Source organism: Mycobacterium sp. NGS22, assembly GCF_059813095.1.
Map to the genome: position 1 here is coordinate 24,750 of NZ_JCALDY010000019.1, position 24,427 is coordinate 49,176.

General features: G+C 67.0%; 20 protein-coding genes. 8 read left to right on the plus strand and 12 right to left on the minus strand.

All coding sequences use genetic code 11. From position 1 onward, the window contains the following. The first annotated feature begins 701 nt into the window (after positions 1 to 701). From AC5Y47_RS18075 to AC5Y47_RS18085, 3 genes are all read left to right on the plus strand, one after another. Complete coding sequence (locus tag AC5Y47_RS18075; RefSeq protein WP_499945604.1) at positions 702 to 1,256, plus strand: ImmA/IrrE family metallo-endopeptidase; 555 nt, start codon at positions 702 to 704, stop codon at positions 1,254 to 1,256. Then, positions 1,256 to 2,290, plus strand: a complete 1,035-nt coding sequence (locus AC5Y47_RS18080) for a hypothetical protein (RefSeq protein WP_499945605.1) — start codon at positions 1,256 to 1,258, stop codon at positions 2,288 to 2,290. The genes AC5Y47_RS18075 and AC5Y47_RS18080 overlap by 1 nt, the downstream gene beginning before the upstream one ends. A gap of 222 nt (positions 2,291 to 2,512) precedes the next feature. Next, complete coding sequence (locus AC5Y47_RS18085) at positions 2,513 to 2,914, plus strand: hypothetical protein (protein ID WP_499945606.1); 402 nt, start codon at positions 2,513 to 2,515, stop codon at positions 2,912 to 2,914. 94 nt (positions 2,915 to 3,008) lie between these two features. Here AC5Y47_RS18085 and AC5Y47_RS18090 read toward each other — a convergent pair whose 3' ends face one another. Then, positions 3,009 to 4,181 (minus strand): Fic family protein, encoded by a 1,173-nt coding sequence (locus tag AC5Y47_RS18090; protein ID WP_499945607.1) that lies wholly within the window; start codon positions 4,179 to 4,181, stop codon positions 3,009 to 3,011. Between the two features lie 188 nt (positions 4,182 to 4,369). On the opposite strand from AC5Y47_RS18090, the gene AC5Y47_RS18095 reads away from it, so the two are divergent. Next, positions 4,370 to 4,705: a hypothetical protein gene (locus tag AC5Y47_RS18095; protein WP_499945608.1), complete on the plus strand. Its 336-nt coding sequence runs from the start codon at positions 4,370 to 4,372 to the stop codon at positions 4,703 to 4,705. A gap of 190 nt (positions 4,706 to 4,895) precedes the next feature. Here the strand turns inward: AC5Y47_RS18095 and AC5Y47_RS18100 are convergent, their stop codons facing one another. Further along, positions 4,896 to 5,234: a hypothetical protein gene (locus tag AC5Y47_RS18100; protein ID WP_499945609.1), complete on the minus strand. Its 339-nt coding sequence runs from the start codon at positions 5,232 to 5,234 to the stop codon at positions 4,896 to 4,898. Positions 5,235 to 5,313: 79 nt separating this feature from the next. Here AC5Y47_RS18100 and AC5Y47_RS18105 point away from each other — a divergent pair, with 79 nt between their 5' ends. Beyond that, positions 5,314 to 8,985, plus strand: a complete 3,672-nt coding sequence (locus AC5Y47_RS18105; protein ID WP_499945610.1) for a PE family protein — start codon at positions 5,314 to 5,316, stop codon at positions 8,983 to 8,985. Between the two features lie 4 nt (positions 8,986 to 8,989). Here AC5Y47_RS18105 and AC5Y47_RS18110 read toward each other — a convergent pair whose 3' ends face one another. The 3 genes from AC5Y47_RS18110 to AC5Y47_RS18120 form a co-directional block, all read right to left on the minus strand. Further along, positions 8,990 to 10,159: a serine hydrolase domain-containing protein gene (locus tag AC5Y47_RS18110; RefSeq protein WP_499945611.1), complete on the minus strand. Its 1,170-nt coding sequence runs from the start codon at positions 10,157 to 10,159 to the stop codon at positions 8,990 to 8,992. Continuing rightward, a complete protein-coding gene (locus AC5Y47_RS18115; RefSeq protein WP_499945612.1) occupies positions 10,156 to 11,631 on the minus strand; it encodes a biotin carboxylase in 1,476 nt (491 codons plus the stop codon). The genes AC5Y47_RS18110 and AC5Y47_RS18115 overlap by 4 nt, the downstream gene beginning before the upstream one ends. A gap of 243 nt (positions 11,632 to 11,874) precedes the next feature. Beyond that, positions 11,875 to 13,386, minus strand: a complete 1,512-nt coding sequence (locus AC5Y47_RS18120; protein ID WP_499945613.1) for a flavin-containing monooxygenase — start codon at positions 13,384 to 13,386, stop codon at positions 11,875 to 11,877. Between the two features lie 131 nt (positions 13,387 to 13,517). On the opposite strand from AC5Y47_RS18120, the gene AC5Y47_RS18125 reads away from it, so the two are divergent. From AC5Y47_RS18125 to AC5Y47_RS18135, 3 genes are all read left to right on the plus strand, one after another. Next, complete coding sequence (locus tag AC5Y47_RS18125; protein WP_499945614.1) at positions 13,518 to 14,726, plus strand: Rv1453 family transcriptional regulator; 1,209 nt, start codon at positions 13,518 to 13,520, stop codon at positions 14,724 to 14,726. Positions 14,727 to 14,823: 97 nt separating this feature from the next. Further along, positions 14,824 to 16,278 carry an FAD-dependent oxidoreductase gene (locus tag AC5Y47_RS18130; RefSeq protein ID WP_499945615.1) on the plus strand — a complete coding sequence of 485 codons (1,455 nt, stop codon included), beginning with the start codon at positions 14,824 to 14,826 and terminating at the stop codon, positions 16,276 to 16,278. Between the two features lie 37 nt (positions 16,279 to 16,315). Beyond that, positions 16,316 to 16,783 (plus strand): hypothetical protein, encoded by a 468-nt coding sequence (locus AC5Y47_RS18135; RefSeq protein ID WP_499945616.1) that lies wholly within the window; start codon positions 16,316 to 16,318, stop codon positions 16,781 to 16,783. A gap of 7 nt (positions 16,784 to 16,790) precedes the next feature. On the opposite strand, the gene AC5Y47_RS18140 is transcribed toward AC5Y47_RS18135, so the two are convergent. Genes AC5Y47_RS18140 through AC5Y47_RS18170 form a run of 7 tightly spaced genes read right to left on the minus strand, consistent with a single transcriptional unit; the run spans position 16,791 to position 24,384 of the window. Continuing rightward, complete coding sequence (locus AC5Y47_RS18140) at positions 16,791 to 17,621, minus strand: adenylate/guanylate cyclase domain-containing protein (RefSeq protein ID WP_499945670.1); 831 nt, start codon at positions 17,619 to 17,621, stop codon at positions 16,791 to 16,793. After that, on the minus strand, positions 17,618 to 18,436 hold the full coding sequence (locus AC5Y47_RS18145; RefSeq protein WP_499945617.1) for an HpcH/HpaI aldolase/citrate lyase family protein: 819 nt from the start codon (positions 18,434 to 18,436) through the stop codon (positions 17,618 to 17,620). Before AC5Y47_RS18145 ends, AC5Y47_RS18140 begins: the two co-directional genes overlap by 4 nt. Beyond that, the gene (locus AC5Y47_RS18150; RefSeq protein ID WP_499945618.1) at positions 18,433 to 19,002 is read right to left on the minus strand and encodes a MaoC family dehydratase; all 570 of its coding nucleotides are present in this window, start codon (positions 19,000 to 19,002) and stop codon (positions 18,433 to 18,435) included. The genes AC5Y47_RS18145 and AC5Y47_RS18150 overlap by 4 nt, the downstream gene beginning before the upstream one ends. Then, on the minus strand, positions 18,999 to 20,165 hold the full coding sequence (locus AC5Y47_RS18155) for an acyl-CoA dehydrogenase family protein (RefSeq protein ID WP_499945619.1): 1,167 nt from the start codon (positions 20,163 to 20,165) through the stop codon (positions 18,999 to 19,001). Before AC5Y47_RS18155 ends, AC5Y47_RS18150 begins: the two co-directional genes overlap by 4 nt. Positions 20,166 to 20,167: 2 nt before the next feature. After that, positions 20,168 to 22,156 (minus strand): acetyl/propionyl/methylcrotonyl-CoA carboxylase subunit alpha, encoded by a 1,989-nt coding sequence (locus AC5Y47_RS18160; RefSeq protein ID WP_499945620.1) that lies wholly within the window; start codon positions 22,154 to 22,156, stop codon positions 20,168 to 20,170. A 3-nt stretch (positions 22,157 to 22,159) separates the two neighbouring features. Then, on the minus strand, positions 22,160 to 23,740 hold the full coding sequence (locus AC5Y47_RS18165; protein WP_499945621.1) for a carboxyl transferase domain-containing protein: 1,581 nt from the start codon (positions 23,738 to 23,740) through the stop codon (positions 22,160 to 22,162). Further along, entirely contained in the window at positions 23,737 to 24,384 is a 648-nt protein-coding gene (locus AC5Y47_RS18170) for a CoA transferase subunit B (RefSeq protein ID WP_499945622.1), read from the minus strand. Before AC5Y47_RS18170 ends, AC5Y47_RS18165 begins: the two co-directional genes overlap by 4 nt. Positions 24,385 to 24,427 lie beyond the last annotated feature (43 nt).

The following is a 24,427-nucleotide window of genomic DNA, read 5'->3' on the forward strand; positions in this document are numbered from 1 at the left end:
CTTCCGACCGTGCGCAGCTTGAAGCTGCACCTCTACCACGGGGACCGCAAGCGTATGGAATCGATGTTGCCGGAATCGCAGTCAGCGGAATTGCGGTTCACGTGCCTCGTCCGCCGAAGCAGACTGCGACTGGGCCACACCGGTAGACCTCGATCGACGGGCGGCGTCATAGTCGGCGTGTAGCGCTGCGCCGGGTGCCTAACGGACGCGCCTATGCAGAAACCGCGAATGTTCCTGGTCTGGCGGCCTTTGCACACGACAAGCACCAGCGACCCCAGCCCGCACACAGCCCGCAGGAGTCGGATCAAGCGCGATAAAGGCATCAAACCCATCAACGCATCTACGCAGGTCACGCTATAAATTCGAAGAAGCCATCAAAAGCCGTGTATACGCAAAACGCCAGGTCAGACGGCCTTCTAATCCCTAGGTCGCACGTTCGAGTCGTGCCGGGGGCGCAGGGGAAGACAAGTACGAATATGAAACTGCGCCCTACCGTATGAGGCTGATGCGGGAACCGTCGTCAAGCGGCCGCTTCCGAACTCCCGCACATGTCAGCGCCTCGCCGTAAGCTGAGGTCGTCATGATGGGCGGCCTGGCGCGCTAGTCTCCGCAGTACCGATAACCCAATACCCCGGACACCCCGTCCAAGAGCCGGCGCAGGTGCGATGCAACTCGTACTAAGAGACGCCTATCAATGCGGGATGATTGCGGTGGAGGTAGACGCGATGAGCGTGATGAGTGAGGGTGCAGTAGAGGCGCCGCGATCGAGGCTGTCGTACTCGGCGATCGCGACGTACGCCGAGCAGATCGCACATGAACACAAAGTCATCAACGAACATGGCTATGTCGATGTGCATGCACTGCTCAAGAAGCTTGGTGGTGAGATCGAGGTCGACAACCGCGCAGAATCGCTCGAAGTGCGGGAGCCAGGCGACTTCACCGTAATCATCCCTACGCACACCTCGCGGCTGCGTGACAGGTTCACGATTGCCCATGAGCTCGGGCACTACTTCCTGCACTACCGAGCCCCCAAAAGTCATCGCATCGGTGAGCGGACATCCATGTTCGCCCGGCTAGGCCGCAACGTCGCCGAGACTCAGGCAAACGTGTTTGCATCGAACCTCCTGATGCCTGCGAACCACTTCAAGGATGTGTTCGTCCGGCAGGACTGCAACCTGGTGACCGTCGCTGAGCACTTCGGGGTGTCAGTCCCGGCGGCGAAGGTCCGCGCCGAGTATCTCGGCCTTCTCACCTGATGGCGGCTGGCCTCAATCAAGACGGATCCATACTTTTCCTCTCCTGCGATCTGCAGAACTCGACCCAGTTCAAGCAGAAGAGCGAGGGCGGATGGATTGCGACCTTCCTCGCCTTCTACAGCGAATTCCCCTCGCTACTGGCAAACAAGATCAACGAGTCATATCCGGTTCTGAGGGACCGTCTCTCGCTGTGGAAGGCCATTGGCGACGAGTTGATCTTCTCGTTCAGGATCCAATCAGAGCAAGAGTGCAGCGACGCCATCGACGCGTGGACAGCCACGATGCTCGAGTTCGAGATCCAACACTTGCTGGGGAAGACACCAATGACGCTTAAGGGCGGCGCGTTCTTAGCGACCGTCCCTGCACCAGACCGCCGGGTTGCGATCCCCCGCACCATCCAGACCTCCGACGAAGGATCGCAGATCGACGCGGAGGAGACGAACGAAGCAACGCTCAACAGCGCCGATACAACTGGGAACTTCGCGATCAACTTCGCAACGGACTTCGTCGGTCCGAGCATCGACACTGGATTCCGCGTCCTCAAGTTCGCGGCGCGTAGCTACTTCGTGCTGACCGTCGAGGTCGCTCACCTGCTGTTCAAGCACTACAACGATGACAAGACCCAGCGCGGCCGTGCGGCATATCTCCTCGGAACGCACTCTCTCAAGGGTGTCTGGGGCGGTAGGCCGTACCCGGTGTTCGCGATCGCGCGGTCATTGGAGGCGGCCACTCCTGAGCAACTGCTGGCCAAAGCATTTGGGGACGGCGACAACCCCGGCCTAGTCACCGATGAGTACCCGCACCGCACACCCAGTGAGGTGCTTGCGGCTATCGAGGCATACCGCAGCGCTGATGCATGGCAGGGCGCGATTCATGCCCCGGACGCGCATGAGCCGGACTTCAGGGAGCATGAAGCAGTCATCGCCGTTCGGCATTACCTCGACAACCTCAACGACACGTCCGAAGATCCTCTCGATAGTGCGGAGGATCGGGGCGAGGAGGATGCGGTCGGCGACGACCTACCTCGCGACTGAGGACCACCACGAACTTCGTCTGGCCCACTGCCGCGGCGGTGCTGCCGGTATGGCATCTGGCCAGACGAGTCGCGCCACGCCGATCAGATCGCATCAACACACCGGGACGCCAGCGCTATGATCCGCGCATTTCCCCTTCCCGGGGCGCGAAGGAGGTATCTTGCAGACACTTTGTTGTCCGTTTGCCAGCTACCTCGGCACGGTCTTGGTAAGTTCTGGTACGTGCGTATCATTTCAGTCGTCCAGGCCGGCGTCGTCGTGGCCGGCGGTCTCATCGCGTGCTTCGGCGCGCCAATCGCCCATGCCGACTGCCAGACCGGGGCAATCAGGCCTGACTCGGGCGGGACCTATTCGATGTGCACTGCCGGCCAGTGGACACATGTCGACCGGCAACTGTGCGTGGACTATCCGCAGTCGCAGTACTGCGCGGCGACGACTACGCCCACTACGTCGACGTCTGCCAGCACCACCCCCGCTACGCCGACGCCGACTGGTGCGCCTCCGCCTGGCGGTATCGACTTGCCCAACCCTCCTAATGTGAACGCGCCCAACGTCGGTTGCACGTGGGTAAACGGCTACACGAAGAAGAACGGGACTCACGTCAGCGGCTATTGGCGCTGCTGACGGACTCGTCCACGGCGGCAGCCGACGGACACCGAGTTTTTCGAATGCCCTTCGTGTCGCCCGGCGGTCAACTACCGCCCGCGAAAACCGCGCGTCAGCCGCGCCGGCCGGCGCGGTCGGCGAAAGCGTCGAGCGCCGCGAGCACTTCCGGCGACCGCCACACTCGGTTGCGGGGTCCGTTTGTCGTCTCGACGAGGATTCCCGCCTGGGTGAGCGGGTTGAGATAGCGGTGAGCATTGGTGGAGTCGATGCCCAACTCTTGTGCCAGCAGCACAGCGTTCACCACCGGTCGGCGGATCAACAAATCGGCGACTTTCCACACCGCCGAGTCGGACCGCGCGGTGATCACGTCGTTCCACGACTGCCGGATACTGCGAAGTTCCGCGACCAGTTGTCGTGCGTTGGCGATAGCTAGAAGGGTCGCCTTCGAGAAGCGTCTGACAATCGGCGCGGCGTCACCAGCTCGATAGCTCGTCAAAGCGGCGAAGTATGCGTCCGTGTCGGCCAACAGCCCAGCTGAAATCGGCGCCGTCACCTGGCGGGCGAGGCCCTTGTTGCGCAGCATGGCCTGTACCAAAGCCCGGCCCGTACGTCCATTCCCATCGGTGAAGGGGTGAATGGTCTCGAACTGGGCATGACTGACGGCGATCTGGGGCAACGTCGGCACGTCGGCCCGCTGCGCGAAGGCGATCAAGTCGCTGATCGCGTCGGGGATCTTCTGGTAAGACGGGCCGACGAAGGTCGCGCCGATGGGAGTCGAGCCGCCGCCGATCCACACCGGCTCGGTGCGAAACTTTCCCGGCGTGTGGCGCGGCTCGTCAACCATCAACGCGCGATGCGTCGCCAGGATCGCGTCGGCGTCGATGTTGTCGGAGAGGGCGACCGCCGCTTGCATCGCTGCGGTGTTGGCGACGATTATCCCGGCGTTGCGCTTTGTTTTCGCGCCGGATAGTTCGGCCTCGGCGATAGCCCGCGCTGATGCGGTCAAGTTTTCGATCTGCGAGCTGGCGGCGGACTCCGACCGCAGCAGAACGGCGGCAAATGGCGCGATTTCACTTCCGAATTCGGCATCGAATCGGGTGATTTCGCGGCCGGCGGACTCGGCGTCCGCCAGAACCGACGGAGGTAGGTCCAAGACCAGTTCGGCAATGCCAGCGGGCACAGCTGGGTGGTAGATGCCGAGTTTGGGCAGCACGGCGCTCGCGTACCGCCTCGTCTCCGGCGCCCACCGAACGTCCTCGTAACTGACGGGACGAAGTGAAGTCACCACTTCAAGTTAGCTTCAGTTAAATTCACAAGTGAAGTTAATGAGAATATTGACTTCAGCTATGTCGTGGCGAGCGAGGAACGTCGCGGCCCCCGCCGACAAACGAAATACTCAGGCTCTGCAAGAGTCGACGCGGTTTACCGCACCTCGTCAGCCGTACGGATCCCGAATACCGCATGATCTTCGGCATGAACGACAAATCGACTGAGCCGTTCGTGCAATTAGGTTCCTGGATCGCCGTAGCGGCCATGGTCGGGTTATTCCTGTACTGGCTACTCCAGGCGGGGGTCGCAGCGGTCGTGGCCAGTGAGAAGAATCGCAGTGGCGTCGGCTACTTCTTCGCGACCTTCTTCTTCCTAGGTCCACTCGGACTCGCCGTTGCCATGCTCGTCGAACCCGGGGAACCGCCAGAGGAGAACGACAGCGAAGACTACTTGACCGAAAGCGAGGATGAATCGTTCTCGTCAGAGCCATCCGGACGGGGCCCATGGTTCGTTCGAGGTCTGATCGGCAAGTGGGATTAATACCTACCGCGGGGCCGAGTTGCGTGCTGGTGCGCCGGTGCCGCAGTGACCGGCTCGCTGGTGCTGTTAACGAGGTATTGGCGCTGCTGACGGACTCGTCCCACGGCGGCAGCCGAAGGACACCGAGTTTTCGAATGCCGTCGGCCCGGGGGTGCTCTCGCCGCAACATATTTGAGACGTGCCCCGAGGGTTAAGTCACGCCAAGAGCACCGCTAGCGCCACTCCTGTTGACCATTGTCGCCAGAATGCCGCGCGAGTTTGCTGTGACCCGCCTTGTCTCGTCCCCACCCGTGCCGGACGCGTGCAATCGCAGCGCGTTGCCGGGGCAGCGCCTGGTGCGGCCGAGGATCACCTCCGACAACGGCTTTAGCAGCACCTTTGTCCCGCTCAGTGCCCAACTCGAATAGTCGCGCGCGTCAATACTCCGGCGCATCGAATCGACGTGAACGCCCGGCGTCTCGGCGAACCAAACCCAGGTGAACTTCAGTGTGGCGTTTTTGCTCCAGCCGGTGGTGATGGTCGCTATCATCCCTGCATCGCTTCCGGTGAAGTGTGGGCTGGGGAGAGTCCGATGACTGCGGTGGGGCTGGCATGTCGAGGGAGCCGCAATGTCATCTGTTGTGATCGTGTCGCCGGAGGTGGCAATAGCCGCCGCGCAGAATCTGTCCGACATCGGCTCGGCGCTCCGGGCGGCCCATGCGGAGGCGGCGGGCGTGACGACCTCGGTGACAGCGGCCGCGCAGGACGAGGTGTCGGTAGCGATCGCATCGTTGTTCGGGGGTTATGCCGAGCAGTTTCAGGCACTCAACGCGCAGGCGGCGCTGTTTCATGCCGACTTTGTGCGGACGCTGAACTCGGGTGCCGCCAGCTACGCGGCCGCTGAAGCATTTTCGGCGGAGACGCTGGAGCAGACCATTCTCGACGTGATCAATGCCCCCACCAATTTGCTGCTGGGGCGTCCCCTGATCGGCGACGGCGCCAACGGCGCGCCCGGCACCGGCCAGCCCGGCGGTGCGGGCGGAATCCTGTGGGGCAACGGCGGCAACGGTGGTTCCGGCGGCGTCGGGCAGGCCGGCGGGGCTGGCGGTGAGGCCGGTCTCTGGGGCAACGGCGGATCTGGCGGGGCTGGTGGGGCGGCTGACGCCGCCGGCGCCGTTGGCGCAGCCGGTGGCAATGGCGGTGCGGGCGGCTGGTTGGGCGGTTTCGGCGGGCACGGTGGTGCCGGCGGTACCGGCGGGACGGGCACCGCGACCCAAAACGGCGGCACCGGCGGAGTCGGCGGGGCCGGCGGCCTGAACCGGGCGACGTCCTACAGCGGCGGGGCTGGCGGGATGGGTGGGACCGGCGGCGACGGTTGGTCCGGCGGCGCGGCCGGACCCGGATTGACCGGCGCCTCCGGGACCGGCGGCGGCAACGGCGGGGCTGGCGGTGCCGGCGGCGGCAACATCGGACTGTTGGGCACTGGCGGGGCCGGCGGACTCGGCGGCGCTGGTGGGGCGGGTGGCAGCGGCGCGACGGGCGGTTCCGGACTGGATTCGGTCACCCCTGGCGGACTAGGGGGCAACGGCGGCGCGGGTGGTAACGCAGGGGCGGGTGGCGCGGGCGGTTCGGGCGGAATATTCGGGATCGACGGCGCCACCGGCGCCACCGGCACCGGCGGTAATGGCGGCGCCGGCGGGCAGGGCGGTGCGGGATACGACGCGTCCGCGGTGGCGGGCGCTGCCGGCGGGCAAGGCGGTAAAGGCGGCACCGGCGGGATAGGCGGCGCTGGCGCCATCAACGGCGACGGCGGCAAAGGCGGCCAGGGCGGCGACGGCGGCGCCGGGTTCGACGCGAAGGGTCTGACCACGGGCGTCGACGGCAAAAACGGCGGACTAGGTGGTAACGGCGGGACCGGCGGGGCGGCCGGAAGCGGTGGCATCGGCGGCACCGACGGCCAAGGGGGTGCGGCCGGTGCGGGTGGTGCCGGTGGTGGCGGTGCGAGTAATGCAGCGTTTGGCGGCACCGGCGGTAATGGCGGCAATGGTGGCGACGGAGGTATCGGCGGTGCCGGTGGCGGAGTGGCCGGTGCCAAGGGTGTGGACGCAGTCGGCGGCAACGGTGGCAACGGCGGCCAAGGTGGCATCGGTACCACTGGCACCGAGACCTCGGACGGAGGTCAGGGTGGCCACGGCGGCTCGGGCGGCACCGGCGGTAAGGCCGGTGGCGACGGTGTGGCGGCCGGTGACGGCGGCGCAGGCGGCCAGGGCGGTAAGGGTGGCACTGGATTTAGCGCATCGGGAACGATCGGCGGCGTCGGCGAGAACGGCGGTAGAGGCGGCATGGGCGGGACCGGCGGGACCGGCGGGGCGGCCGGCAGCGGTGGCACCGGCGGCGCCGACGGCAAGGGCGGCGATGCCGGGGCCGGTGGTGTGGGTGGTCGCGGTGCCGAGGGTCGTGCCGGCTATCACGACGACATCGATCCCGAAATCGGCGGCAACGGCGGCCAGGGGGGTACCGGCGGGACCGGTGGCACCGGCGGCGCGGGCGGAGGACTGACCGGCGCCAAGGGCGCCGACGGCGCTGGGGGTAAGGGCGGCAACGGTGGCGACGGTGGCGCCGGCGTGAACGGCTTCCTCAACGACGGTGCCGGGAACGCCGGCCACGGCGGCGCCGGCGGGACCGGCGGGAACGCCGGCGGCGATCTAGCGGCGGCAGGCGACGGTGGCACCGGCGGCAGGGGCGGCAAGGGCGGCGCCGGGTCTGACTGGTCGCTCACTGATTTCGGCCGCAACGGTGGTGACGGCGGCATAGGCGGTAATGGCGGTACCGGCGGGGCGGCCGGCACTGGCGGCCTCGGCGGCGCCTTCGGTGATGGTGGAGACGGCGGAGCTGGTGGCGCCGGAGGCGGCGGCGCGTCTGGGCTCGACCCGTTGAGTCCCGCAAAAAGCAATGGTGGTTCCGGCGGTAACGGGGGCGCAGGTGGAGATGGCGGTGCCGCGCTTGGGAAAGGCGCCACGGCTGGTACCGGCGGTGCGGGCGGCGGCGGCGCTAACGGCGGTGTGGGCGGCAACTATAGCAACGTGTCCGGCAGCGGTGGTAACGGTGGAAACGGCGGCACCGGCGGCAACGGAGGCACCGCCACCGGAGGCGCAACCAACGGCGACGGCGGCAAGGGCGGCGCCGGTGGCGCGGCCGCCGGAGGCTTTGACGCGCAGTTGCTGACCACCGGCCAAGCCGGTGGTAATGGTGGTGCGGGCGGTCACGGCGGTACCGGCGGGTCGGCTGGCGGTGTCGGTGGCAACTACGGCGATGGTGGCAACGGTGGCGCGGGTGGCGTCGGAGGCGGTGGCGCCGCCGGTAAGACACCGGTCGCCTCCGATAACCCGGGAAACGGCGGTACCGGCGGTAACGGCGGCGACGGAGGCGCGGGCGGCGACGTTGGCGGTCCGGGCGCCAAGGCCGGTGCCGGCGCCCAGGGCGGCGCCGCCGGGGATGGCGGTGACGGCGCCTCTACCGTCAACGGACAACCCGGCGGCCAGGGGGGTAACGGCGGCCGCGGCGGGGCCGGCGGCAATGGCGGTGCCGCCCCGGCGGGTGGGACCAACGGTGACGGCGCGAAGGCCGGCGACGGCGGCGACGGCGGCAACGGGGGTAATGCCGCGCGCGGCCAGGGCAATCCCGACGATGGACCGGCTCACGGCGGTGGTGGCGGCGGTGGCGGCGCCGGCGGCAAGGGCGGTAGCGGCGGCGCCGGCCTAGGCGCCGCTGGCCCCGGCAACTCCGGCGGGTCGGGTGGCGTCGGCGGTAACGGTGGCACCGCGAACTTCGGCGGAGGGTTCTTCGACCTGACCACCGCAAACGGTGGGGACGGTGGGGGTGGCGGAACCGGCGCCACTACTACCACCGCAACCGGCGGCAAGGGCGGCGGCGGGGGCGGGGGCGGCGCCGGCGGTTTCGCAGCAGAAGGCGAGGCGGCCACCGGCGGTGGCGGCGGCGGAGGCGGTGCCGGGTCATCGAGCGGTGTCGCCGGCAGGGGCGGCGACGGCGGCGACGCCAGCGACGGGTTCACTGGTGGCGCCGGCGCTACAGGCGCGGGTGGTGTCGGCGGTGGAGGCGGAGGCGGCGCCTACGATGCCAATGGTTCGCCCGGCGCCGTGCCGGCAGGTGGCGCGGGCATCGCCCCTCTTGACAACAACGGGGGCAACGGCGGCACAGTCGGCGGGACCGGCGGCCAGGGCGGTTTCGGCACCTCATTCAGTCCGAACGACAACGGCAGCGACGGGCAGACCGCGCTCTAACCGGTCAGCCACCCAGCTCGCGCGCCACCGCATCGAACGCCCGCAGCGTGTCCAACAGCATCGGTTCCTCAGAGGACTCCGACTGGCTGGAAATCTTGGCGGCCACCACCTCTGCGGCGCGGTTGATGTAGATGACCTGACCGCACATGCCCAGACACAACACGACGTTGCTGCCCGGATAGGGGAACCACACCTGGTTGCGGTACATCCCGCCGGGCATCTCGTTGTCGTCGGGGCTGGCGGCGAACGCCTCCCGTGAGTCGGGCCCACCTTGCAGGGTGTCGGCGATCCACGCCGCCGGCACCACTTGCCGGCCGGTCAATGAGACGCCGTCGCGCAGGAACAGCGACCCGAACCGAATCATGTCGGTCAGACATGCGCTGATGCCGCCGTCGAACAATCCGGTGCCCTCGCTGTCGACGCCGATCGTGGCGTCGCACTGGGCCCCGATGCGGCTCCACAGCAGATCCGACATCAGCTCCGGCATCCGCTGGCCGGCTACGACCTCGCACATCCAGCCGAGGACGTCGGTTTCACAGGAGCGATATTGGAACGGCCCGCCGTGCGCTGACTTCTGCCGCAGGGTGAGCAGGAAATCCCGCAGCGTGGTGGGGCCGTCCGGCCCACTGCGGGGCGCCCACCCGAGGGCCTGGTCGAGCTGGTGTATCTCGGCCGTCGGGTGCAGGTAGTTGTCCGAGAAGGCGATACCTGAGCGCATATCCAGCAGATGACGCACGGTCGCCCCGGCGTAGCCGCAATCCCCCAGTGCGGGAACGTAATCCGTGACCGGCGAGTCGAGATCGATGGCCCCGGCGCCGTGCAACGCGCCCGCGACCGCTCCCACCAGCGACTTGCTCACCGAGAACAACAGGTGCCGGGTCTGTTGTCCCATGCCGCCCAGGTACTCCTCGGCCACCAACGAACCGCGGTGAGCGACGGCCCATCCGTCGGTGGCGGTGGTGGCCATCACGGTGCCGACCCGGGTGGCCACCCCGTCCGTCCGGTTCACCCGGACCTCGGCCAACCCCGCGTCGACCGCCGGTAACTCTGCGACCGGCCCGTCCCCGCGCGCGATCAAAGCAGTCGGCACGAAGTCTTCGACGTGCTGAAAAGACCACTGCGCGTAGGGCTCCGACAGCCAGTTGGCCAGTGAAATGCCGGCCGGGCGGCTCACGCTCGTGCTACGAGTCGAGAGACGATCGCTGCAGTCGGCGTCAGAGGTGTCGAGACGAACTTGGACTTGATGCCCTTCACCCAGCGCTGGCAACGCTCGGTCAGCTGGTAGTCGGGGGTCTGCAGGTGCCCGCGGGTGAACAGCACTCCGAGTTGGGCGCCCTCACAACGCAAGTCGCCGGGCGCCGCCACCCGCATGTAGAACGCCTCGGACCCGTCGAGCAGCGTGGCCCAATCGTTGGCGGGGCGCGCAAACGAGACGCGCCCGTCGTCGTCGATGCGCCACACACCGGTACGTGGCGTCGCGGTGAAGATCTCGAGATCCGGCGCGGTCTCGTTGATGATCAGCTGACTCCAGACCTCGTCTTCGCCGTAGCCGCGCTCCCAGCGCGAGTTGATCGCGTCGATGTCGAGCTCGTACTCCACGTCCATGTATTCGAGCAGGTGGAACAGGAACAGCGGCATGTCGGCGTAGGCCTCGGTGGTCAGGTTCGTCATCGGGCTCGCGCCGCTCAGGCGCGGGTTCACCTCGCCGAGGTAGAGCTCGTCGGAGTCCAGGTCATGCAGCAGGTCCACCTCGAAGTAGCCGCGGTAGCCCTCGCGGCCCAGGACATCGCCCAGCTTTCGCACCATTTCCCGCGCGGCGTGCGTCTGCGCGGGCGGCAGGACCTCGCGCCAGATGTCGTTGCCGCACCAGCCGCCCTTGGCCGGCGTCAGCTCCGGATACCCGACGAGACTCGTCATGGCCGGGCCGATCACGGTGCCGTGCCGCGTCACGGTGCCCTCGATGCACACCTCGACGTTGCGGATGCGCTTCATCACCTTGACTTCCTGACCGGCCAGGTCAGCGGCGTGATCGTCCCAGTCGCGCTGGCCGCGCACGAAGAACGTGCCCGACCCGGCGGCGCCGTAGGCGGCGTTGACGACGAGGTCGTCACCCAGACCCGCCTGCTGCGCCAGCGCCGACAGCTCCTCGTACGAACCGGCTCGCGCGATCACGTTCGGGACACTCCGGACGCCCGCCTCGTCGGCCAGGCGGGTCATGACGATCTTGGAGCCCAGCCGATGGCGCAACTCCACCGGAGCGTGCATGACTTCCAGCCCGGCCTGGCGCGCGAGGGCCTGTGTCTCCTCGTCCATCATCACGAAGCAGGCCTTGCCGCCGGGCCCCCTGCCGGCGATGAACTCGAGTGTCTCGGAATCACGCAGCAGGTGGTTGCACACATCCCCCATCGAGTCGAAGTCGATGCGGTCGCGCCGCCGCGGCACGAACACACGCGAGTGCACGCCCTCGAAGGAGTCAAAGTAGGTCAGGTAGAAGAAGTTTCGAACCCAGCGGTCGATCCCGAGCAGGTTGAAGGGGGTCGGCGAGATGAAGTACAGCGGCACGGTGTTGGTGTGGAAGAACGCACGTACGTCTGAGATGCCGTTCAACTTGCGGCGCGGTTCGGGCCCGCCTGCGTGGGCGGTCACGCCAGCCACGGTGACGTCGGGGGCAGGGGCCTAGCGGTGACCGCGGTGATCTCACATGCGTCCATGCCCACAAGTGTGCACGTGCCTACGGCGCCTTGAAAGCGTGGATTCCCATAGCACTGACTCTCTTGATCATCGTCGCAGGCTCTCGATCACGGACGGCAAGTGTTGATTCTGCGCTGAGGGCGTGGTTTTGCGAGTAGACGTCGCTCTCAGCGCAGACTGAATGCAATCAGCCCAACCTCAGACCGGAACGGCTTCCCGGCTGGGCACGTCAGCCGAACTCGTCAGTTGCAACGCCGGGTCGACGACGGCGTCGTTGCGCAGCAGTTTGACGTCGGCGTGGTAACTCATCGACGTCAACCACGGCTGGCTGGCACCCTGGCGGGGCAGCTGGTTGACCGCGCGCCGCACATAGCCGGCCGAAAAGTCCAGCAGCGGGCGGGTTTCCATGTCCGGGTCGTCGAGCACCGGGCGCGCGGTGTCGTAGCCGTTGGCGTCCATGTGCGCCAGCAGCCGGCAGAAGTGCTCGCACAGCAGGCCGACCTTCAGCGTCCACGAGGAGTTGGTGTAGCCGATCGCGTAGGCGAAATTCGGTACGTCGGACAGCATCATCCCCTTGTAGGCGACCCGCTCGGGCAGCTCGACCGGCTCGCCGTCGACCACCAGCGACATGCCGCCGAACGCCTGAAGATTCAAACCCGTTGCGGTGACGATGATGTCGGCGTCGAGTTCGCGGCCGGATTCCAGCTGGATCCCGGTTTCGGTGAACGTCACGATGCGGTCGGTGACCACCGATGCGCTGCCGTTGCTGATCGCCCGGAACAGGTCGGAGTCGGGTACCGCGCACAGCCGCTGGTCCCACGGGTTGTACGCGGGGCTGAAGTGCTCGTCGACCGGATAGCCCTTGGGCAACCGCTTGGCGTTGACGCTGCGGATGATCTTCTTGGCCAGGCCCGGATACTTCTGGCAGAACTGATACACGGCGCGCTGCTGACCGATGTTCTTACGACGGGCCAGTGCGTAACCGAGCCTGTCGCCGAACAGCTTTCGTGCCGTATTGGCGAAGACGTCCTTGGACGGCACCGGCATGATGTAGGTCGGCGAACGCTGCAGCATGGTGACGTGCCCCGCCCGTTCGGCCATTGCCGGCAACATGGTGACGGCCGTTGCGCCACTGCCGATGATGACCACCTTCTTGCCGGCGTAGTCGAGGTCCTCGGGCCAGTGCTGCGGGTGCACGATCTGCCCGGCGAACCGCTCGCGGCCCTCGAAGTGCGGGGTGAAGCCCTCGTCGTAGCGGTAATAGCCGCCGGCGCAGAACAACCAATTGGCGCTGATCTGCGTCGTCTCACCGGTGTCGGTGCGCTCGACATCGACGACCCACCGTGCGTCGGAACTCGACCACGCGGCGCCGCGCACCTTGTGGTGGAAACGGATGTTGCCGTCGATGCCGTTCTCGGCGGAGGTCTCGCGCAGATACGCCAGGATCTTGTCGGCGGTGGCGATGGCGTCCTCGTCGCGCCACGGCTTGAACTCATAGCCGAAGGTGTGCAGATCGGAGTCCGAACGAATCCCGGGATAGCGGAACAGATCCCAGGTGCCGCCGGTCGCACCGCGCGCTTCGAGGATCGCGTAGCTGCGACCGGGATGCTCGCGCTGCAGGTAGTAGGCGGCACCGATGCCCGAGATACCGGCGCCGACGATGAGGACGTCGACGTGCTCGACCTCGGTGGTTGTAGATATGCGGGACATGACATGGCTCCTGACGCCGGATGCGTGTACTGCGTCCATGGTCTCGGTCCCGGTCGCCGCGACCAAGATAGGATTCGACCATTCCTGGCGGCTTCGTGGTGCAATTTGCACCACTGACTTATGGTGGCTGCATGTCCTGGAAGCGTCCGTCGGAGCCGGTCAGGGAGCTGATCCGGCAGTGTGCGCAGATCACCGTCAATCCGCGTGCCGAGTGGCTCGACGAACTCGACGCCGAAGTGCTCGCGGCCAGCCCGGCGTTGGCGGCCGACCCCGAGCTGGCCGCCGCGGTCGGTCGCAGCAACCGAGCAAACATGTACTTCTGGGGCGCGGCCAACGTGCGCGACCCCGGTGCGCCGGTACCCCCGAACAGCGGGCCGGAGCCGATGAATATCGCGCGCGAGGTCGCCCGGCGCGGACTGACCCCGTTCACCCTCGACGCGTACCGGATCGGGGAGGCAGTGGCGTGGCGCCGGCTGATGGAGATCGCGTTCTCGCTGACTTCGGATCCGGCCGAATTGCACGAATTGCTCGACGTCTGCTCCCGCTCGATCAGCGCTTTCATCGACGGAACCCTGGCGGGTATCGCCGCACAGATCGAGCAGGAACGCGACGATCTCACCCGCGGGACCCATGCCGAACGACTCGAGACCGTCGCCCTGATCCTCGACGGGGCCCCCATCACCCGAAAGCGCGCCGAGGCACGACTCGGGTACGCCCTGACCGGACCGCACGTCGCCGCCGTGATCTGGAGCGACGATCCGGCGGGCGACATGGCCGGACTGGATTCGGCCGCCGAGTCGTTCGGACACGCCGCCGGGGTGCGACCGCTCACCGTCCTCGCTTCCACGGCCACCCGCTGGGTATGGATACCGGCGAGATCGATAGACATTGGCGCGCTGCGTGATTCGATCGAAGCCCGGCCCGATATCCGTGTCGCGGTAGGACCCTGCGCCGAGGGCATCGACGGTTTCCGGCGCAGTCACTTCGACGCCATCACCACCCAACAGATGTTGGCGCGCCTGCAATCACCGCGACGTGTCGCGCGGTTCGCCGACGTGGAACTGGTCGCCTTGATCACCGCCGACACCGACCGCGCCACCGAGTTCGTCCGCCACACCCTGGGCGCACTGGAACAGGCGGGACACGAACTACAGGAGACCGTAAGGGTTTTCGTGCATGAGCAGTGCAATGCGTCGCGCGCCGCGACACGGCTCTATACCCATCGCAACACGCTGCTGCGGCGTCTGGCCCGCGCCGACGAACTGTTGCCGCGTCCGCTGGCCGAGTGCAGCGTCAATGTGGCGGTCGCACTCGACGTGCTGCGCTGGCGCGGCAAGTAGGTAATCCAGTCAGGCGGACATCACGATCGTCGATCAATCCGGTGACGGGCCGCGCCGCCGATCCGACTGATGACACCAGGTGCCCCAGAATGCGGGCATGACGGTAGCTGGCGAACCGACGGCACAGTTCTCGCGGCAGACGTTTCTGCGGGCTGCCGTCGGGACCTTGGCCGCCGGGGCGGTCTTCGGGACCGCCCGCGCCGGTGCCGCACCCAACAGCGCCGACTGGGGCAGTCTGTCGGGAGCCATCGGCGGGCAGGTCATTGAACCGGAGAACGGGCAATTCGGTTCGGCCAAGCAGGTTTTCAACACCAACTACAACGGTTCGACACCGGCGGCGGTCGTCAACGTGACGTCGGCCGCGGACGTGCAGAAAGCGATGGCGTTCGCGGCTACCCGCAAGCTCAAGGTCGCCGCGCGCAGCGGCGGGCACTCCTACATCGGAGCGTCCACGGCAGACGGAGCCCTGGTAATCGACCTGCGCGGGCTACCCGGGGATCCCAAATACGACCCCGCCAGCGGACAGATCACCGTCACGCCCGCAACGCATCTGTTTGCGATGCACCAGACGCTGGCCGCCGCGGGCCGAGGCATCCCGACGGGTACCTGCCCGACCGTCGGTGCGGCGGGACACACCTTGGGTGGCGGCATCGGTGCACAGTCGCGGCACGCCGGACTGCTCTGCGACCAGCTGGCGTCGGCGAACGTGGTGCTGCCCGGCGGGCAGGCGGTCACCGCGTCGGCCACTAGCAACCCCGACCTGTTCTGGGCGTTGCGGGGTGGCGGCGGCGGCAACTTCGGGGTGACAACTTCGTTGACCTACACCACGTTTGCCAGCGAGGACGTCGACGTCGTCAACATCTTCTTTCCGCCGCAGACGTTCGCGCAGGTTCTGCTCGGCTGGCAGAGCTGGCTGCGTACCGTCGACCGCAAGTTCTGGGCGCTGGCCGACGCCACCGTCGACGGGATGGGCACGCAGTGCCGCATCATGGCGACGTCCCCGGTCGGGACCGCCAACAGCGTTGCGGGCGCGATTGTTTCGGCGGTCGGTGTACAACCGACCAGGACCGAGAACCTGACGCTCAACTATCTGGACCTGGTGAAGTATCTGGCCGTGGAGAACCTCAACCCGTCCCCGCTGGGATACGTCGGTGGTTCCGATGTCTTCCCGACGATCAACGCCGGTGCCGCCAAGGGAATCGCTTCGGCGCTCGACACATTTCCACGTGGGGCCGGGCGAGGTCTGGTGATCATGCATGCCCTCGACGGCGCGCTGGCCAGTGTGGCCGGCGACGCCACGGCCTTCCCGTACCGGCGGCACTCCGCGATGGTGCAGTGGTACGTCGAAACGGCCGGTTCCCCGTCGGCGGCCGCCGGCTGGCTCACCACCGCACATCAAGCGGTGCAACCGTATTCGGCTGGTGGCTACGTGAACTACATCGAACCCAACCAGCCGCCGTCGCGGTACTTCGGCGCCAACCTGGCCCGGCTCAGCGCCGTCCGCCAGAAGTACGATCCGGGGCGGATGATGTTCTCCGGCATGAACTTTTGATTCCGCGCCAAGGGATTTTCTGCGATGATGCAGCGTCATGGGCATCACTCGCACGCTGACGATCCTCACCGTTCTCGGCTACGCCACGCTGGCCACGTCGGGCGTCGCCGCAGCCGACGACAGCCTCAACGGCCACTACCGGGCCGTCGTCGACGGCTCCCCTTCCAATCAGCTCGGTGACATCCTGCTGATCAACACCACCTGCGACCCTTCGGGCAACTGCAGTGGTTGGGTGTCGACACCCAAGACCTGGGGCGCCGCGATCAACAAAACCCCGGGCGGCCCATGGACGATCAACCGCACCGACAGCCAGGGCTGGACCTGCCCGGACGGGACCAAGGCAGCGGCGGATCTCGTCTACACGTTCGCCGTAGGAAGTCTGGCCGGTTCGATCACGTCGACAAAAGTGGCCGGCGGATGCGGTGATCCGTCAACGCCCAGCACCACCCACGCGCTTCAGGTCCAGCAGTGCGTCGACAGCCCCACTCGGGGAGTGTGCCCCTGAGCGACGGCTAGTCGGGGTCGACATCGGCGACACATCGCACCGGATAAAGCTCGTACGTACCGCGGAAGCCCTTGAGTTCGACCTCGCGGGGTGCGTCCAGCGCGATATCGGACGCCCCTGAAACCGCCTCCCGAATCGGCGCACTGACCAACACTTCCCCACCCTCGGCCTCGCCCGCGACCCGCGCAGCCATCGCCACATTGCGGCCGAACAGATCGTCGCCGCGCCGCACTGAGCTGCCCATGTGCAGACCGATGCGGACCCGGATGCGTTCCCACCGTTCGGGTTCGGACCGTAGCGCGCGTTGCACGGCCATACTGCAGCGCACGGCCTTGACGGGATCGGAGAAGGCGATCATGAAACCGTCGCCCTGAGTTTTGACGACGTGTCCGCCGTTGTCGCCGACCTGCTTGCTGATCAACTTGTTGTGGCGTTCCAGCAGCTTCACCCAACCTCGATCGCCGAGTTCCTCGTTGAGTTCGGTGGAACCCTCGATGTCCGAGAAGGCGATCACCACGTTGCCGTCGGCTGTCATCCTGGCCAGGTCGGGTCGTTCAACCCGCGCCCAACCCGCCAAGTCCTCCACCGAGTTGCGGACGGTGGCACCTAGGCCCCTGTTGATCAATGAATCCGCGGTGCGCCAAACGGTCCTGACCGCAAGAGGAGCCACCCCGGGCGGCCGTCTACGACGCGGTCGGTCTTGGCGCAGCCGCGCCAGCGCCTTTCGGGCTCCAGTCAATTGCCGCCGCGACACGATCAGCACGATTCCCACCGCGATGAGGCCCGCGAATTCGACGAGAGCGACGATGGCCCACAGCAGTTCCGCGCTCACGGTCAGGTTGCGGATTCCCCAGCGCGTCGCAGCATGCTTTCCGCGTGCCGCAGCACCGGGGAGTCGACCATCTGCCCTTCGAACGCGAACACTCCGCGCTCGGTCTTGGCCGCCGCCAGCACGCGCCGGGCCCAGTCCAGCTTGTCGTCGCTGGGCCGGTAAGCGCTGCGCACCACCGGAACCTGACTGGGGTGGATGCATACGGTCACGTCGAACCCGACGGTGGCGGCGTCGACGGCCTCATCCCGCAAACCGTCGATGTCGCGGATGTCGAGGTGCACGGCGTCCAGCGCGAGCCGGCCGAAGGCGGAGGCCGCCAGCAGGATCGTCGACCGGACGTGCCGGTCGACGTCGCGGTAATGTCCGTCGGGCCACCGGCTGGAACTGCCACCCAGCGAGACGGTCAGATCCTCCGCGCCCCACATCATCGCTACCACGCCGTCTGCGGCGGCGATTTCGGTGGCGAACACCGCACCCCGCGCACTTTCGACCAACGCGATGACGTCGCGCGGCGCCAGCGCTGTGATCTGCGCGGCTGACTCCGTCTTGGGCAGCATCACCGTGGTGTACGGCGTCTCAGCCAGGACTTCGAGGTCGCGAGCGTACTCGTCGGTGCCTGCGGCGTTGATCCGGACGACGGTGCGCGCGGGGTCAAGTGGTGTGTCGCGCAACGCATTACGGGCGGCCGGCTTGTCCGGCTCGGCCACACCGTCTTCGAGATCGAGGATCACCACGTCGGCCGCGGCGGCGGCTTTCGCGAAGCGCTCGGGCCGGTCAGCCGGACAGAACAGCCAGCCCGGTCCGGCATCGCGCAGGCTCATTGCCCCGCCTCGCTCGGCCGCTTCTGCACCAGCGTGGTGCGCACTGCCCGTGCCACGACGTCGCCGTGCTGGTTACGACCGGTGTGCTGCAAGGTGACAATGCCTTCTCCAGGACGGCTTTTCGACTCGCGCTTGTCGGTGCACACCGTCTCGGCGTACAAGGTGTCGCCGTGGAAGACGGGTTTGGGGAACGACACCTCGGCGAAACCGAGGTTGGCGACGATGGTGCCCAACGTCAGCTGCGCGACGGAAAGACCGACCAGCGTGGACAGGGTGAACATCGAATTCACCAGTCGCTCACCGCGAAAGCCCGGCTGTTCGGCGGCCCACGCGGCGTCCAGATGCAGCGACTGGGTATTCATCGTCAGCGTGGTGAACAACACGTTGTCGGCCTCGGTGACGGTACGGCCGGGCCGGTGCAGATAGATGGTGCCGACCTCGAACTCCTCGAACCACAAACCGCGCTGGACGATCCTTGCCCCGACTGTGACATCTGCGACGCGACTCGCCGAGGCTGTGTCGTCAGATTCACCCTCGGAAGGGGCGGCGGCGTCGGTGTCGCTCATGACAACCCCAGCGACCGTGCGATCAACATCAACTGCACCTCCGTTGTGCCTTCACCGATTTCGAGGATCTTGCTGTCGCGGTAGTGGCGAGCCACCGGGTACTCGTTCATGAACCCGTATCCACCGTGGATCTGGGTGGCGTCCCGCGCGTTGTCCATCGCGGCTTCCGACGAGATCATCTTCGCGATCGCCGCTTCCTTCTTGAATGGCTTGCCGGCCAACATCTTTGCCGCGGCGTCGTAGTAGGCGGTGCGGGCGGCGTGGGCACGGGCTTCCATGCGCGCGATCTTGAAGCTGATGGCCTGGTAGGAGCCGATCGGCTGGCCGAAGGACTGACGTTCCTTGGCGTACTTGACGCTTTCGTCGACGCAGCCCTGCGCCACCCCCGTCGCGAGCGCGGCGATCGCGATCCGGCCCTCGTCGAGGATGGACAGGAAGTTCGCGTAACCCTTGGCGCGGGTGCCCAGCAGGTTCTCTTCGGGGACCCGGGCGTCGTCGAAGGTCAGCGGATGGGTGTCCGAGGCGTTCCAGCCGACTTTGTTGTAGACGGGCTCGACGATGAAACCCGGTGTGCCGTTGGGCACGATGATCGTCGAGATCTCCTTCTTGCCGTCGGCGATGGTGCCCGTCACCGCGGTGACGGTGACCAGCGAGGTGATGTCGGTGCCGGAGTTGGTGATGAACTGCTTGCTGCCGTTGATGATCCATTCGCCGCCGTCGAGGCGGGCGGTGGTGCGGGTGCCACCGGCGTCCGAGCCCGCACCGGGTTCGGTGAGCCCGAAGCCGGCCAGCGCGCGGCCGGCGACCAGGTCGGGCAGCCACTGCTGTTTCTGCTCCTCGGTGCCGAACCGGTAAATGGGCATGGCCCCCAGACCGACACCGGCTTCCAAAGTGATCGCCACCGATTGATCGACCTTGCCGAGTTCCTCCAAAGCCAATGCCAGCGCGAAGTAGTCCCCGCCCATGCCGCCGTACTCTTCCGGGAACGGCAGCCCGAACAGGCCCATCTCGGCCATCTTCGCGACGACCTCGTACGGAAAGCTGTGCTCCTCATCGTGTTTGGCCGACACCGGCGCCACCACGGAGCGCGCGAAGTCGGCCACCGTGTCGCGTAGGTCCTCGTATTCCTTGGGCAGGGTCCCCGCCGGGATCGTCGTCGTCATGATCAGTCCTTGCCTTCTTGTTCTGTCTCCGGGACCAGCCGGGCCAGCACCTGCTCGACCTTCACCTGATCGCCGACGCCCACCAGCACCTGCACCCGTCCCGAAATCGGTGCGGCCAGTGAATGTTCCATCTTCATCGCCTCGACCACGACCACCACGTCGCCCTCGGACACCTCACTACCCGACTCGACCTGCACGGCGATCACGCTGCCCGGCATCGGGCTGAGGATCTCGGCCGGTCGCTCGCCGCCGGTGCGGTCGATCTTGTGTTCCTCGGCTTCGCGGATATGCCAGGTGCCGCGTTCGTCGGCGATCCACAGATGTTGATCGGCCTCGGCCCAGTGATAGTCCTGGCGCAGCCCATCGATCGTCACGCTCAGCTGGTGCTCACCGACCTGCACGGTCGCCGGCTTGACCTCGCCGTCGCCGACCTGCACGCCCGCCGCGTCGGGCAGCCCCCACACCGACACCGTCTCGGTGCGCAGCGGGGTCTGCACCTCGGTGCGCACCGGAGCCACCAGACTGACGGGCCGCCACCCGGTCGGTTGAGCCCACAGCTCGCTCCCGGCGCGGTCGGTCAGTGCCCATTGACGGTAGAGGCCGCCCGCGGCAAGCACGTCATCGGGCGCGGGTGCCGGCTCGAAGTCCGCCAACCGCTCGTCCAGCAGGGCAGTGTCCAAATCCCCGGCACGCACCCGTTCGTCGGCGAGCAGGAATCGCAGAAACTCGACGTTGGTCTGTACCCCGAGCACCGCAGTCTGCGAGAGCGCCCGGTCGAGCCGGGCTAGTGCCTCGGCGCGGTCGGCGCCGTGCGCGATCACCTTGCTCAGCATCGGGTCGTAATCGCTGCCCACCACGGTGCCGGACAACAGCGACGAATCGACCCGCACGCCGTCGCCGGAGGGTTCCCGCACATGCAGTACCCGACCTCCCGTCGGCAGGAATCCCCGAGCTGGATCCTCGGCGTAAACCCTTGCCTCGATGGCGTGTCCGGTGAGCTCGATGTCATCCTGAGCGAACCCCAGCTTCTCCCCCGCGGCGACCCGCAGCTGCCACTCGACGAGGTCGCGGCCGGTGATCTCTTCGGTGACCGGATGTTCCACCTGCAGACGGGTGTTCATCTCCATGAAGAAGAACTCGTCGGGCCGGTCACCGGAGACGATGAATTCCACCGTGCCGGCGCCGACGTAGTCGACGCTGCGGGCGGTGCTGCACGCCGCAGCTCCGATCCGCGCCCGGGTCTCGGGGTCCAGCAGCGGCGAGGGCGCCTCCTCGATCACCTTCTGGTGGCGTCGTTGCAGACTGCACTCGCGCTCACCCAGGTGCACCACGTTGCCGTGCGTGTCGGCGAGCACCTGCACCTCAATGTGCCTGGGCCGCAGCACGAACCGCTCCAGGAACAGCGTGTCATCGCCGAACGCCGAGGCGGCTTCGCGCCGGGCGCTGACCAACGCGGCACGTAGCTTCGTCGGCTCTTCGACCAGCCGCATGCCCTTGCCGCCGCCACCGGCAGACGGCTTGACCAACACCGGGTAGCCGACTTCGTCCGCCGCGCTGACCAACTCGTCGTCCGTCAGCCCCGGCCGAGCCACCCCCGGCACCACCGGCACGTCGAACGCGGCGACCGCGTTCTTGGCGGTGATCTTGTCGCCCATCACCTCGATGGCGCGCGCCGGTGGGCCGACGAACGCCACCCCGGCTCGCTCGCATTCTGCGGCGAAAGCGGCGTTCTCGGAAAGGAATCCGTAACCCGGGTGGATCGCTTCGGCACCGGTCCGCGCCGCCGCCCGCAGCACGCGCTGCATGTTCAAGTAACTCTCGCGCGCCGGCGCCGGCCCCAGCCGCACCGCCGTGTCGGCCTCGAGCACGTGCCGCGCTCCGGCGTCGGCGTCGCTGTAGACCGCAGCCGCACGAATGCCCAGCCGGCGCAGCGTCCTGATCACCCGCACGGCGATCTCGCCGCGGTTCGCCACCAATACCGTCTCAAACATGAGTCACATCCGGAAGACGCCGTAGGATACCGGCTCCAGTGGCGCCTGGGCGCACACCGAAAGAGCCAGTCCGACAACCGTTCTGGTGTCGGCAGGGTCGATGATCCCGTCGTCCCACAGGCGGGCGGTCGAATAATAGGGGTTGCCCTGGTCCTCGTACTGCTCGCGGATGGGCGCCTTGAACGCGTCTTCCTCCTCCGGCGACCACGGCTTGCCGTTGGCGGAAAGTTGCTCGCCGCGCACGGTGGCCAGCACGGACGCGGCCTGCTCACCGCCCATCACCGAGATCCGCGCATTCGGCCACATCCACAGGAAGCGTGGCGAATAGGCTCGACCGCACATCGAATAGTTGCCCGCGCCATACGATCCGCCGATCACCACGGTCAGCTTCGGCACCCTCGCGCACGCCACGGCCGTCACCATCTTCGCGCCGTGCTTGGCGATGCCGCTCGCCTCGTAGTCACGGCCGACCATGAATCCCGCGATGTTCTGCAGGAACAGCAACGGAATCCGACGCTTGTCGCACAGCTCGATGAAATGAGCTCCCTTGACCGCGGATTCGCCGAACAGCACGCCGTTGTTGGCGATGATCCCCACCGGGTGGCCGTGAATGCGCGCGAACGCGGTGACCAGCGATTTACCGTAATTGGCTTTGAATTCACTGAATTCGTTACCGTCGACCAGTCGCAGGATCACCTCGTGCACGTCGTAGGGCACCCGCGGATCCGGGGGTACCACGTCGTAGAGCTCGGTCTGCGCATGCCTGGGTTCGACGGTCGGTATGACCTCCCAGGGCGCGGGCTCGCGCGGACCGAAGGTGGCAGCGATCCCCCGCACGATTCGCAGCGCATCCTCGTCGTCCTCGGCCAGATGGTCGGTCACCCCGGAAACTCTCGAGTGCAGATCGCCGCCGCCCAGTTCTTCGGCGGTGACGATCTCCCCGGTGGCCGCCTTGACCAACGGAGGGCCGCCCAGGAAGATCGTGCCCTGCTCGCGGACGATGACGGCTTCGTCGCTCATCGCCGGCACGTAGGCACCGCCGGCGGTGCAGGAACCGAGGACGGCGGCCACCTGCGGGATTCCCTTGGCGCTCATGGTCGCCTGGTTGTAGAAGATCCGCCCGAAGTGTTCGCGGTCGGGGAACACTTCGTCCTGTTTGGGCAGGAAGGCGCCGCCGGAGTCGACGAGGTAGATGCAGGGCAGCAGGTTCTGCAGCGCCACCTCCTGCGCGCGCAGATGCTTCTTGACCGTGATCGGGTAATAGGTGCCGCCCTTGACCGTTGCGTCGTTGGCGACGATCACGCATTCGCGTCCGGCTACCCGTCCGATCCCGGTGATGATTCCCGCGCCCGGGGATTCATCGCCGTACATGCCGTTGGCGGCCAGGGCGGCCAGTTCCAGGAACGGGCTGCCCGGGTCGAGCAGCCGGTCCACCCGTTCGCGCGGGAGCAATTTGCCGCGGCTGACGTGGCGCTCCCTGGCACGTTCGTTGCCGCCCAGAGCGACAGCGGAGAGCTTTTCGCGCAGTTCGGCCGCCAGCCGGTGGTGTTCGTCGGCGAACGACGGGGCCGTCACTGTGGTCACTGTGTCACCAGATCCGAAAGGTTCAGCGGCGGCTGCGTTTTCGCGACGACTTCTTCGACCGACACCTCCGGGGCGGTCTCGATCAGGTGCAGGCCGTCGTCGCGGACGTCGATGACCGCGAGTTCGGTGACGATCCGGTTGACACACCCGATGCCGGTCAACGGCAGCGTGCACCGCTCCAGGATTTTCGGGCTGCCGTCCTTGGCGGCGTGTTCCATCATCACGATCACCTTGCGGGCGCCGTGCACCAGGTCCATCGCGCCGCCCATGCCCTTGACCATCTTGCCGGGGATCATCCAGTTCGCCAGGTCGCCGGTGACCGAAACCTGCATGGCGCCAAGGACTGCCACGTCCAGGTGCCCGCCGCGGATGATCCCGAACGAGGTGGACGAGCCGAAGAACGAGGCGCCGGGCAGCGTAGTGACGGTTTCCTTGCCGGCGTTGATCAGGTCGGCGTCGACGTCCTCGCGACGCGGGTAGGGACCGACGCCGAGGATCCCGTTCTCTGAGTGCAGCACGACATGCACGCCGTCGGGGATGTGGTTGGGGATCAGGGTGGGCATCCCGATCCCCAGGTTGACGTATTGCCCGTCCTCGAACTCCGAAGCCACCCGGGCGGCCATGCCGTCTCTGCTCCAGGTCACTTGGCGCCCTCCCCTTCGGCGTCCGTCACGTTAGCGTGACGTT

What these genes read in the sequence shown, in the direction of transcription:
- AC5Y47_RS18095 (WP_499945608.1), top strand. Translation starts at nt 4,370, where the DNA reads ATGAACGACAAATCGACTGAGCCGTTCGTGCAATTAGGTTCCTGGATC.
- AC5Y47_RS18160 (WP_499945620.1), bottom strand. Translation starts at nt 22,156, where the DNA reads ATGTTTGAGACGGTATTGGTGGCGAACCGCGGCGAGATCGCCGTGCGG.
- AC5Y47_RS18150 (WP_499945618.1), bottom strand. Translation starts at nt 19,002, where the DNA reads ATGAGCGACACCGACGCCGCCGCCCCTTCCGAGGGTGAATCTGACGAC.
- AC5Y47_RS18130 (WP_499945615.1), top strand. Translation starts at nt 14,824, where the DNA reads ATGACGGTAGCTGGCGAACCGACGGCACAGTTCTCGCGGCAGACGTTT.
- AC5Y47_RS18075 (WP_499945604.1), top strand. Translation starts at nt 702, where the DNA reads ATGATTGCGGTGGAGGTAGACGCGATGAGCGTGATGAGTGAGGGTGCA.
- AC5Y47_RS18100 (WP_499945609.1), bottom strand. Translation starts at nt 5,234, where the DNA reads ATGATAGCGACCATCACCACCGGCTGGAGCAAAAACGCCACACTGAAG.
- AC5Y47_RS18120 (WP_499945613.1), bottom strand. Translation starts at nt 13,386, where the DNA reads ATGTCCCGCATATCTACAACCACCGAGGTCGAGCACGTCGACGTCCTC.
- AC5Y47_RS18080 (WP_499945605.1), top strand. Translation starts at nt 1,256, where the DNA reads ATGGCGGCTGGCCTCAATCAAGACGGATCCATACTTTTCCTCTCCTGC.
- AC5Y47_RS18125 (WP_499945614.1), top strand. Translation starts at nt 13,518, where the DNA reads ATGTCCTGGAAGCGTCCGTCGGAGCCGGTCAGGGAGCTGATCCGGCAG.
- AC5Y47_RS18145 (WP_499945617.1), bottom strand. Translation starts at nt 18,436, where the DNA reads ATGAGCCTGCGCGATGCCGGACCGGGCTGGCTGTTCTGTCCGGCTGAC.
- AC5Y47_RS18135 (WP_499945616.1), top strand. Translation starts at nt 16,316, where the DNA reads ATGGGCATCACTCGCACGCTGACGATCCTCACCGTTCTCGGCTACGCC.
- AC5Y47_RS18105 (WP_499945610.1), top strand. Translation starts at nt 5,314, where the DNA reads ATGTCATCTGTTGTGATCGTGTCGCCGGAGGTGGCAATAGCCGCCGCG.
- AC5Y47_RS18155 (WP_499945619.1), bottom strand. Translation starts at nt 20,165, where the DNA reads ATGACGACGACGATCCCGGCGGGGACCCTGCCCAAGGAATACGAGGAC.